Here is an 11,124-nt window from a genome sequence, read left to right on the forward strand (position 1 = left end):
CTTTGTTGCTGTCCTCTTATCGACCGGCAACGGCCTGCGGTGTTTCGTTCCCTCCACGTAACCGGTCGAGCTGGCGATAGCCGATGGCTTCCATCAGTTGCGGGCGCGTCGGGCGCGACTCGCCAGCCAGATCGGCCAGCGTCAATGCCACACGCAATACCCGATGATAGGCGCGTGCCGACAGTTTCAGACGAGACAGTACATCGGCCAGCCAGGCGCGCTCTTCGCTCGTCAGTGCGCAGGCAGCCTCCAGCTCGCGTCCCGGCAGGCGGGCATTGAGCGAACCCCGCGCTTGCTGGCGCTCACGGGCGGCCAGCACCCGCTCGCGCACCGCGGCCGAACTCTCGCCGAGCGCTGGCGAGGTCAGCTGCTCGGGCGGCAATGCAGGCACCTCGACCTGCAGATCGATGCGATCCAGTAAAGGACCGGACAGTTTCGCCTGGTAGCGCTGTACCTGGGCGGGTGTACATACACAAGACTGGCGAGGATCGCCGAGATGCCCGCAAGGGCACGGATTCATGGCGGCAACGAGCTGGAAACGGGCAGGAAAACAGCGCTGATGACTGGCACGGGCGATGTGAATCTGACCGGATTCCAGGGGTTCGCGCATCACCTCGAGGACGCCTCGGTCGAACTGCGGCAGCTCGTCGAGAAACAGCACCCCGTGGTGTGCCAGTGAAATCTCGCCGGGCCTCGGCTTCGAACCGCCTCCCACCAGAGCGACGCCACTGGCGGTATGGTGAGGCGAGCGAAAGGGCCGTTCGCCCCAGCGCTCTAGCAGGCCCATACCACATACCGAGCGAATCGCCGCGACCTCCAACGCCTCGTCATGGGACAACGGCGGCAAGATGCCCGGCAGGCGACTGGCCAACATGGTCTTGCCGGTCCCCGGTGGGCCGGCGAAGAGCAGGTTATGACCACCCGCCGCAGCAACCTCGAGGGCGCGACGCGCCTGATGCTGGCCACGCACATCGGCCAGATCGTGTACCGTACGCTCCGGCAAGGCCGGCTGATGCAGGCGGTGTTCGGCGAGACGATCCTGGCCCAGCAAATGGGCAACGACTTGGGAAAGATGCTCGGCCGGGAACACCGCCAGTTCGCCGGCCAAGGCGGCTTCGTCGGCGTTGGCCGCGGGCAGCAACAGGCGCCGTCCGGCGACCTTGGCGGCCAGCGCCACCGGCAATGCGCCGTTGATCGGGCGCAGCCGGCCGTCCAGGGCCAGCTCGCCCAGGCACTCGAGTCCCTCCAGGGCGGTGGCCGGAATCTGCTCGGAGGCGACCAGGATGCCCAACGCGATGGGCAGATCGAAGCGGCCGCCCTCCTTGGGCAAATCGGCGGGAGCGAGGTTGACGGTGATGCGTCGGGTATTGGGGAACTCGAAGCCGGCATTGAGCAGGGCACTACGCACCCGTTCGCGACTTTCGCGGACCGCGGTTTCGGGCAGGCCGACCAGGGTCAACCCCGGCAGGCCATTGGACAGGTGGACCTCGACCAATACTTCCGGAGCTTCCAGTCCCAATCCCGCCCGGGTCGCAATGATGGCTAACGCCATGGCACCCCCTCGTCAGCGGGCTCCATTTCCGCTCTTCCGTCAGGCGGATTAGCGTGGAGCCTTGAATGAATGGATTCGGTACATGCACCGAGTTTGGGCGCGCCCGGCCGAAATTTTACGGCGTCTTGCCGCCATCGGTGCCCAGATCGGTCCGTTTGCTGGCGAGATCGCCGGTCTGGCTCGTCTCGCCAGCGCCCGCATCCTCGGCTGGCGGCGCAACGGTATCGGCCGTGACCACGGCGGGCGATGCGGGAGCCGACGATTTCTCGTCGATAGCGGCTTCCAGGGCTGCCACTTGGCGTTCCAGGGCCTCGACGCGCGATCGGGTGCGCTGCAGTACGTCCATGAGAATATCGAAATCTTCGCGAGATACCAGTTCCATACGATCGAAGGCGCCGCGCATGACGCTCTGCACGCTGCGCTGGATCTCTTCGGGCGCATGGGACGCTTCCTGAAGCCGCTCGCCGATCTGCTGGGCCAGGCGACTGAACCGGTCGTTGCTTGCCATCGAATAGGCTCCTTTCCTGTGAACTGCCCTCAAGCATACGCAAGGACGCCGAATGGCGCATGCGCAATCATGGCGCAAAGCACAAAAGCGGCAGCACCAACATGGTGCGCCCTGGCGGACCCGATTGCCCCGATTTTGTTCGCTCACTTTTTAATTAGAAATTATCTATTTGATAATAAAAAAGATTTCCCAGCATGGCATGGCATTCGCCAGTTTAGTAGGGCGCAGTCCGACAACGGAGACAAGGGATGAAACTCATCACCGCCATAATAAAGCCATTCAAGCTGGACGATGTCCGTGAAGCCCTGGCCGACAACGGCGTACAGGGCATCACCGTCACCGAAGTGAAAGGCTTCGGTCGGCAAAAGGGGCACACCGAACTCTATCGCGGCGCGGAATACGTCGTGGACTTTCTGCCCAAGGTCAAGATCGAGATCGCGGTCGACGATGAGCGCGTCGAGGGTGTATTGGATGCCATCACCCGATCCGCCAACAGCGGCAAGATCGGTGACGGCAAGGTATTCGTCACGCCCCTGGAAGATGTGATCCGCATACGCACCGGCGAACGTGGGCCCGACGCCGTTTAAGGCGCTGGACTTAGGAGATTATAACGATGACAGAGCTCAACTACGCGCTCGATACTTTCTACTTCCTCATCTGTGGCGTGCTGGTCATGTGGATGGCCGCCGGCTTCGCGATGCTGGAAGCAGGTTTGGTACGCTCGAAGAACACGGCAGAAATCCTGACCAAGAACATCGTACTGTTTGCGATTGCCTGTACGATGTACCTGCTGGTCGGCTATTACATCATGTATTCCAGCGATGCCGGCGGCATCCTACCCAACCTCGGCTTCCTGATCGGTAGCGAGAACAGCGTCGACGCCGTACTCAACGGCAGCGAAGATGCGCCCTACTACTCCGCCCGCGCCGACTTCTTCTTCCAGGTCGTGTTCGTGGCCACCGCCATGTCCATCGTCTCCGGTTCCGTGGCCGAGCGCATGAAGCTGTGGGCCTTCCTGGCCTTCGCGGTGATCATGACCGGCTTCATCTATCCGGTGGAAGGCTTCTGGACCTGGGGTGGCGGCTGGCTGTCAGAAGTCGGCTATTCCGACTATGCCGGCTCCGGCATCGTCCACCTTGCCGGTGCCGCTGCCGCGCTGGCCGGCGTACTGATCCTCGGTCCGCGCAAGGGCAAGTACGGCAAGAACGGCGCCATCTACGCGATCCCCGGTGCCAACATGCCGCTGGCCACGCTGGGCACGTTCATCCTGTGGATGGGCTGGTTCGGTTTCAACGGCGGTTCCGAGCTGAAGGTGTCCGATGTCGCCTCCGCCAACAACATGGCCCAGGTGCTGCTCAACACCAATGCCGCCGCCGCCGGTGGCGTCATTGCCGCGCTGATCCTGGCCAAGATCTGGTTCCGCAAGGCCGATCTGACCATGGCGCTGAACGGTGCGATTGCCGGCCTGGTGTCGATCACCGCCGATCCGCTCTCCCCAACCGGCCTGGGCGCGACGATTATCGGTGCCATCGGCGGCCTGCTCGTGGTGGTCTCCATCGTCTCGCTGGACAAGCTCAAGATCGACGATCCGGTCGGCGCCATCTCCGCCCACGGTGTGGCCGGTATCTGGGGCGTGATGGTGGTGCCCTTCACTAACGGCGATGCCAGCTTCGGCGCTCAGTTGATCGGTATCGTCGGTATCTTCGCCTGGGTCTTCATCGCCAGCCTGATCGTATGGCTGATCATCAAGGCGATCATGGGCGTGCGGGTCAGCGAAGAGGAAGAATACGAAGGGGTCGACCTGGCCGAGTGCGGTCTGGAGGCCTATCCAGAGTTTACCGTCGGCGGCAACAAGTAAGGCCGACGCAACGAATGAGCTGGCGTGCTCCCTTGGCCCCCTTCGGGGGCTTTTTTATTCCTTGGTCCAGCGGGTGTATGCTTTAGGGCAACATACGTGAACCGGCGACCGCCGCGGGTCGCATCAGATAACAGGCTGCGAGGGAAGAACGATGAAACTGGTGACCGCTATCATCAAACCATTCAAGCTCGACGATGTCCGTGAATCTCTTTCCGACATCGGTGTGCAGGGTATCACCGTCACGGAAGTGAAGGGCTTCGGCCGGCAGAAAGGTCATACCGAGTTGTACCGGGGTGCCGAGTACGTCGTCGACTTTCTGCCCAAGGTAAAGCTCGAAGTCGCCGTGGACGACGCGCTGACCGATCAGGTCATCGAGGCTATCACCCAGGTCGCCAATACCGGCAAGATCGGCGATGGCAAGATCTTCATCTCGCCGCTCGAGCAGGTCATCCGCATCCGTACCGGCGAAACCGGCAAGGACGCGGTCTAAGATAGAGTCCGCTGCTCCGCTCACGAAAAACCCACGGCACAGGCCGTGGGTTTTTCCATTCCACTCAAACGTAGTCGAGCGTCCTATTACTTCTCGACGAAGGCGCGCTCGATCACGTAGTCTCCCGGCTCGCCCATGCGCGGCGAGATCTTGAAGCCGAAATCGTCGAGCATCGCGCTGGTCTCGTCGAGCATCGCCGGGCTGCCACAGATCATGGCGCGGTCCTGCTTGGGATCGAGCGCCGGCAGCCCGGTGTCCTCGAACAGCTTGCCACTGCGAATGTGGTCGGTCAGGCGGCCCATGGTGTGGAACTCTTCGCGGGTCACGGTCGGGTAGTAAACCAGCTTCTCGCTGATTTCCTCACCGAGATATTCGTGGGCCGGCAGTTCCTTGCTGATGAAGTCGGCGTAGGCCAGCTCGCTGACGTTACGCACGCCGTGGATCAGCACGACCTTCTCGAAGCGCTCGTAGACCTCGGGATCCTGGATCAGGCTCATGAACGGTGCCAGGCCGGTGCCGGTGGACAGCATGTACAGGTTGCGTCCGGGCAGCAGATCGTCGGTCACCAGCGTGCCGGTGGGCTTGCGGCTGACCATGATCTGGTCACCGACCTTGAGATGTTGCAGACGTGAAGTCAGTGGGCCATCGGGAACCTTGATGCTGAAAAACTCGAGGTGATCCTCGTAGTTGGGGCTGGCCACCGAATAAGCGCGCACTAGTGGCTTGCCTTCGACTTCCAGGCCGATCATCACGAACTGGCCGTTCTTGAAGCGCAGGCTACGCTCGCGTGTCGTGCGGAAGCTAAAGAGCGTATCGTTCCAGTGATGAACGCTGAGGACCTCTTCCAGGGCAAACTTGCTCATGACGATCTCCTGTAACCATTCCCAAAATGCATAAGGCAGCGCACCGTGCCGATACAACTATTCTAAGATGATGGTGTTTATCTGTTAAATGGATTGTCTGGATATGGCTTATCTGCAATCCTGATATACGAGCCTTTCCGGAACCCTATCATGCGCTACAGCCTGCGCCAGCTCGAAGTGTTCGTTGCCGTTGCCCAGCACGAGAGCGTGTCTCACGCCGCACGCGCCCTGGCCTTGTCCCAGTCGGCGACGAGTACCGCCCTGGCGGAGCTGGAGCGCCAGTTCGATTGCCAGTTGCTCGACCGCATCGGCAAACGGCTCAAGCTCAATGCGCTGGGCTTTCAGCTGCTGCCCAAGGCGGTCGCCCTGCTCGACCGCGCCGAAGAGATCGAGGAACTGCTGCGCGGCCAGCGCGGCATCGGCTCGCTGGACGTGGGTGCCACACTCACCATCGGCAATTATCTGGCAACCCTGCTGATCAGCGATTTCATGCAGCGTCATCCCGGCAGCCGGGTGCGTCTGCATGTACGCAACACCGCCTCGATTATCGAACATATCGTCCAGCACGAGCTTGACCTGGGTCTGATCGAGGGCGATTGCCAGCACGAGGATGTGGTGATGCAGCCTTGGGTCGAGGACGAGCTCACTGTGTTCTGCTCACCTCGCCATCCGTTGGCGCAAACCGGCGACGTGGGCCTCGATCAGCTGTTGCGCGAATCGTGGATCATGCGCGAGCAGGGCTCGGGTACGCGGCTGACCCTGGAACACGCCATGCGCCATCGGCGTGGCCGCTTCAACATCCTGCTCGAGCTGGAGCACACCGAAGGCATCAAGCGCGCCGTCGAGTCGGGGCTGGGCATCGGTTGCGTTTCGCGCCTGGCGCTGCGTGACGCCTTTCGGCGCGGCAGCCTGGTGCCGGTTTCCACCCCGCAGCTCGACCTGCGTCGCCAGTTCAGTTTCATCTGGCACCGTCATAAATATCTGGCCACCGGCATGCGCGAGTTCGTGCGGCTATGTCAGCAGATGACCGAAGGTGTCCGGCGCAGTGACGAGATCGAACTGCCTTACGTTCCCTAGAGGGCAGACGTACCAAAGAAAACGGCCCGGAATTCCGGGCCGTTGAGGTAAGGCTCAGCCGTCAGGCATCATCGCGGCTAAGTGCCCGCGTCGCTGAAGGCTGGGCCGGTACAGGCAACACCATATCGGTATGTCGCCCATTCCGGGGCGCCAAGGTGAACGCACCGACGACCTGAGTCAGTCTCACCGCCTGCTCCTCGAGCCGGTCGGCAGCCGCCGTGGACTCCTCGACCAGCGCGGCGTTCTGCTGGGTCATGCGATCCAGCTCGGCGACGGCCTGGTTGACCTGGCCGATGCCCTGGCTCTGTTCCTTGGTGGCGGCACTGATCTCGCCTAGCACGTCGGAGACCCGCGCCACGCTGGCGACGATCTCGTCCATGGTTTCGCCGGCCCGCCGCACCAGTTCGGCGCCGGCGCGGGTCTTGGCCGAGGACGTATCGATCAGTTCCTTGATCTGGCGCGCGGCATCGGCGCTACGGCTGGCCAGCTGGCGTACCTCACCGGCGACCACCGCGAAACCGCGGCCCTGCTCGCCGGCACGCGCGGCTTCCACCGAGGCGTTGAGTGCCAGCAGGTTGGTCTGGAAGGCAATGCCGTCCATCAGCGTGACGATCTCGGCGATCTGGCGTGACGAGGCGTCGATGTCGTCCATGGTATTTACCACCTGCGACACCACCTCGCCGCCGCGCGAGGCGACTTCCGAAGCCGACTGCGACAGTTGGTTGGCCTGACGCGTCGACTCGGCGGTATGCTCGACGGTGCTGGTCAGCTGTTCCATCGAGGCCGAGGTCTCCTGCAGGTTGGAGGCCGCCGTCTCGGTACGCGACGACAGGTCCTGGCTGCCCTGGGTGATCTCGCCCGCCGCCACGCTGACCGACTCGCTGCTGCTGCGCACGTCGAGCAGCACGTCGTTCATCTTGTCGGCAAAGGCATTGAACTGCACGGCCAGCTCGGCGCTCTCGTTGCGCCCACGCACCGGCAGGCGCTGGGTCAGGTCACCGTTGCCGCTGGCAATGTCACGCATGCGCTCGGCCAGTTGGCGCAGCGGACGCGCGATGCTGCCACCCACCAGCCAGGCGGCGACCAATCCCAGGCCGGCAATCAGTAGCCCCATCAGGGTCATGCCCAGCGCATCGGTCTCACGCTGATCCTGCATCTGCGCCTGCAAACCATGTAGACCGGCCATGACGGCACTTTCGGGCAGACGGATCATCAGCACCCAGGGCGTGCCGACATCGCCGATGGTGAACGGCCAGTAGAGTTCGATCATGCCCGTTTCACTATCGACATGCCGTACCATCTCGCCACTCTGCGCCTCGGCGATGCGCGCCTGCAGGGCGGCATCGAACGCCTCGCCCATGGGCTTGCCGAGCAACGCTTCGTCCCCGGTATAGGACGTCACGCCACCCCGCGAGGCGATAAGGGCCATCTCGCCAGCCCCGTCGTAGAGAGCTTGGTTGGCCTCGCCAAGCATGGCCTGGATGAAGTCGACGGACAGATCGACACCGGCGCTGCCCCGGAACTCGCCATCGACGATGACCGGCACGTTGAAGGAGGTGACCATCAACGTCTCGCCGTTATAGTCGTAGGGCGCCGGATCGATGATACAGGGCGCAAGCGTCTCGCGCGGACACAGGTAGTACTCACCCTCACGCACACCGCTGGGCTGCCGGGTCTCGCTTTCCATGGTCTCGCCCAGCGGCAACACTTCCACGTCGCCGCTCTCGGTGCGATACCACCAGGGCATGAAACGACCATCATCGCCGTAACCGAGCCCCTCGCGGCCGGCATAGAACGCATCGCTCCCGAACGCGTCGGGCTCCCAGCCGATGAAGGCATCCAGCAGTTCGGGGTTGGCGACCACGGTCTGGCGCACTCGATAAGACAGTTCACGGCGGCTCAAGGTCAGTTGCGCACGATCTTCGTCGTCAAGCAGGCCGAACATGGCATTGGTCTCGGCAAGGTTCTCGGCCAGCGTCAGGGCGTGTTCCATCTGTCCCTGGATGCGCTCGGCCTGCGCCGAGGCGACCGCGGTGAGGCGGGCCTCGATGTTGCGCTCGAGCAATTCCTTGGTCTGGCTTTCCACCAACGCCTGCGAGCGTGAATTGGCGATCAGTGAATAAACGACCAGCGCGACAACGACGGCCAGGATACAGGCGCCGACCAATGTGGTAACGAAAGTGCGCAAGGACTTGAAATGCATCTTATTCCTCCTGCAGGGCTGCCTGGCGTGGCGACGCCAGCAGCGGGCTTGGCGAGCGTTCGACCGTGCGTGACAGCGTGAACGCCCCGACGACCTGGGTCAGGCGCAGCGCCTGTTCCTGGAGTTGATCGGCAGCGGCCGCCGACTCCTCGACCAACGCGGCGTTCTGCTGGGTCATGCGATCCAGCTCGGCCACCGCCTGGTTGACCTGGCCGATGCCCTGGCTTTGCTCCCTGGTGGCGGCGCCGATCTCGCCGAGCACCTCGGTGACCCGCGCCACGCTGGCGACGATCTCGTCCATGGTCTCGCCCGCGGCGCGTACCAGCTCGGCACCGGCGCGGGTCTTGGCGGTGGACGTATCGATCAGTTCCTTGATCTGGCGCGCGGCATCGGCACTGCGGCTGGCCAACTGGCGCACCTCGCCGGCGACCACCGCGAAGCCGCGACCCTGCTCGCCGGCACGCGCGGCTTCCACCGAGGCGTTGAGCGCCAGCAGGTTGGTCTGGAAGGCGATGCCGTCCATCACCGAGACGATCTCGGCGATCTGGCGCGACGAGGCGTCGATGTCGCCCATGGTGTGCACCACCTGCGATACCACCTCGCCGCCACGCGAGGCGACTTCCGAAGCCGACAGCGACAACTGGTTGGCCTGGCGCGCCGAGTCGGCGGTATGCTCGACGGTGCTGGTCAGTTGCTCCATCGAGGCCGAGGTCTCCTGCAGGTTGGAGGCCGTGGTCTCGGTGCGCGACGACAGGTCCTGGCTGCCCTGGGCGATCTCGCTGGAGGCCACGCTGACCGACTCGCTACTGTCGCGAATGGCGATCAACACGCGCTCCATCTTGTCGACGAAACGATTGAAGGCATCGGCGATCTGCGCCACCTCGTCGCGCCCGCTGGCCGACAGCCGACGGGTCAGGTCGCCACTGCCGCTGGCGATGTTCTCCAGCGCATCGCGTACCCGCTCCAGGCCGCCGAAGGCACGCTTGAGCCACAACCCCAACAGCACCGAAGCGATCAGGGTAACCAGGACCAGCGTGATCAGCGAGGACTTGATGATGGCGTGGAGTCCGGCCAGCGCTTCGCTTTCATCGAGCGCAACACCCAGCTCCCAATCGGTGCCGGCAATGGGCGTCACGGCCAGACGTGTGGCTTGGTCATTGATGTCGATACTCCGCCAACCACCATCGTTGCGTAGCGCGGAGATCAATGTCTCGCTTAGCGCCGGGCTCAGTTGCGTCAGCGACTCCAGGGTCAGCTCGGGATCGGGATGGGCAATGAGGGTGTCGCCATCGGTGCTCAGGAACGCGAAGCTCGACGGCGTCGGCTGAATGGCGGCGACGTCCTTGACGATGGCATCGATAACCACATCGCCGCCAATCACGCCCAGCAGTTTTCCATTCTTCTCGACAGGCGTCGAAAACGGCAGAACGACCTGACCCGAGTTGCCATCCACATAGGGCATGGCGACGACGGTTTCACCATGCTCGACGGCTTGTTGGTACCAGCCACGTTTGCGCGGATCATAGTCGGCAGGCGGCACCCAGCCATCGGAAGTGATCAGGCTCCCGTCGGGCTTGCCGATATAGGTAGAGAGAAAGCCGCCCGACTCGGCCAGTTGCACCAACGCAGGAACGGGATCGTCGCCCATCACGTGGCTGCGCGCAGCACCGATCATGCTGCGTCGGGCAGCGACCCACTCCTCGATGGTAGCGGCGCTACTGGTAGCCACGGTGGTCAGGTTCTTCTCGATGGTAGCTTCGTAATGCGATTGGATAGTGACGTAACCCACCCCGGCGACCAGCGCCATGGCAATCGCAATGATGCCTGCACAGGCCAATTGGATGCGGCGTTTCAGGGAAGACAGCATGCTTAGCGTTCTCGATCATCGACAGTTTAGGGTGAATGCTATCGACAAATGTCAAGAAAACTTTAGGCTAATACTGCATTCGCTGTTCTGAATCAAAGAAAGGATGCGATAACGCTGCGATTGGCCGAGGCAGGAAAAGCAGAGGAAAGCAATACAGCGGGCCGCAGGAACTGCGGCCCGGAAGGAATCAAAGATTGCGCAGCTTATCGGCAATCTCGTGTTCCGAGTCCTTGGATACGTCCTTGTCCACCGTCTTGACGATCATGCCACGAGTCACACTGTCCAGCTTCTCACGCAGGTCTCCCAAAAATTTGGGGGCTGAGAATATGATGAAGCTGTCCGTCTGGTTCTGGGTACGTGCCTTGCGCATGTACTCGGCGACTTCCTTGGCGAAGACCAATGACTCGTTCTGCATGGTGGTGACGGACTTGTCCGACTGACGTATCCCCTGGCCAGCCGAGTCGTCTACACCGCCGCTACCTCCGGTGCGCAAGTCGCCGGGATGCTCGCGGCTCTCTCCATGCACCAGGCTATCGATTTCCTGAACGTCGCCGTTCTTCTCCTGAGTGAAGATCCGCGCCCGGGCGGCATCCGCGGCAATGATGTAGCGCTTCATAACACCTCCTTTGCAATCATCGTCACGCCCTCCGGCGTAAACTTCCGTTCCAATGCTGTCTTGCCACAGCGCCCTCGGTCGACATGCATT

At 62.6% G+C, this 11,124-nt stretch carries 11 protein-coding genes; 5 read left to right on the forward strand and 6 right to left on the reverse strand.

The annotated features are described in order from the left end of the window. Positions 1 to 16: 16 nt before the first annotated feature. Together MHM84_RS07010 and MHM84_RS07015 are read right to left on the reverse strand one after the other, a co-directional pair. A complete protein-coding gene (locus tag MHM84_RS07010) occupies positions 17 to 1,552 on the reverse strand; it encodes a YifB family Mg chelatase-like AAA ATPase (RefSeq protein ID WP_239264158.1) in 1,536 nt (511 codons plus the stop codon). A gap of 115 nt (positions 1,553 to 1,667) precedes the next feature. Further along, entirely contained in the window at positions 1,668 to 2,060 is a 393-nt protein-coding gene (locus tag MHM84_RS07015) for an accessory factor UbiK family protein (protein WP_239264160.1), read from the reverse strand. A gap of 69 nt (positions 2,061 to 2,129) precedes the next feature. Between MHM84_RS07015 and MHM84_RS07020 the strand changes: the two genes are divergently transcribed. The 4 genes from MHM84_RS07020 to glnK all read left to right on the forward strand — a co-directional run bounded on the left by MHM84_RS07020 (position 2,130) and on the right by glnK (position 4,408). Further along, complete coding sequence (locus MHM84_RS07020) at positions 2,130 to 2,312, forward strand: hypothetical protein (RefSeq protein WP_239264162.1); 183 nt, start codon at positions 2,130 to 2,132, stop codon at positions 2,310 to 2,312. Next, complete coding sequence (locus MHM84_RS07025) at positions 2,309 to 2,647, forward strand: P-II family nitrogen regulator (RefSeq protein WP_239264165.1); 339 nt, start codon at positions 2,309 to 2,311, stop codon at positions 2,645 to 2,647. Before MHM84_RS07020 ends, MHM84_RS07025 begins: the two co-directional genes overlap by 4 nt. A gap of 17 nt (positions 2,648 to 2,664) precedes the next feature. After that, positions 2,665 to 3,918, forward strand: coding sequence for an ammonium transporter (locus MHM84_RS07030; RefSeq protein ID WP_239265288.1), 1,254 nt, complete (start codon positions 2,665 to 2,667; stop codon positions 3,916 to 3,918). A gap of 151 nt (positions 3,919 to 4,069) precedes the next feature. Beyond that, entirely contained in the window at positions 4,070 to 4,408 is a 339-nt protein-coding gene (gene glnK, locus MHM84_RS07035; RefSeq protein ID WP_019019171.1) for a P-II family nitrogen regulator, read from the forward strand. 86 nt (positions 4,409 to 4,494) lie between these two features. On the opposite strand, the gene MHM84_RS07040 is transcribed toward glnK, so the two are convergent. Beyond that, entirely contained in the window at positions 4,495 to 5,271 is a 777-nt protein-coding gene (locus MHM84_RS07040; RefSeq protein WP_239264167.1) for a ferredoxin--NADP reductase, read from the reverse strand. A 150-nt stretch (positions 5,272 to 5,421) separates the two neighbouring features. Here MHM84_RS07040 and MHM84_RS07045 point away from each other — a divergent pair, with 150 nt between their 5' ends. Next, positions 5,422 to 6,348, forward strand: coding sequence for a LysR family transcriptional regulator (locus MHM84_RS07045; protein ID WP_239264170.1), 927 nt, complete (start codon positions 5,422 to 5,424; stop codon positions 6,346 to 6,348). 61 nt (positions 6,349 to 6,409) lie between these two features. On the opposite strand, the gene MHM84_RS07050 is transcribed toward MHM84_RS07045, so the two are convergent. The 3 genes from MHM84_RS07050 to MHM84_RS07060 all read right to left on the reverse strand — a co-directional run bounded on the left by MHM84_RS07050 (position 6,410) and on the right by MHM84_RS07060 (position 11,034). Next, positions 6,410 to 8,551, reverse strand: coding sequence for a methyl-accepting chemotaxis protein (locus tag MHM84_RS07050; RefSeq protein ID WP_239264172.1), 2,142 nt, complete (start codon positions 8,549 to 8,551; stop codon positions 6,410 to 6,412). A 1-nt stretch (position 8,552) separates the two neighbouring features. Next, on the reverse strand, positions 8,553 to 10,418 hold the full coding sequence (locus MHM84_RS07055; protein WP_239264175.1) for a methyl-accepting chemotaxis protein: 1,866 nt from the start codon (positions 10,416 to 10,418) through the stop codon (positions 8,553 to 8,555). A gap of 187 nt (positions 10,419 to 10,605) precedes the next feature. Next, positions 10,606 to 11,034 carry a host attachment protein gene (locus tag MHM84_RS07060; RefSeq protein WP_239264178.1) on the reverse strand — a complete coding sequence of 143 codons (429 nt, stop codon included), beginning with the start codon at positions 11,032 to 11,034 and terminating at the stop codon, positions 10,606 to 10,608. Positions 11,035 to 11,124 lie beyond the last annotated feature (90 nt).

Source organism: Halomonas sp. McH1-25, from assembly GCF_022348165.1.
Lineage (GTDB): Bacteria > Pseudomonadota > Gammaproteobacteria > Pseudomonadales > Halomonadaceae > Modicisalibacter.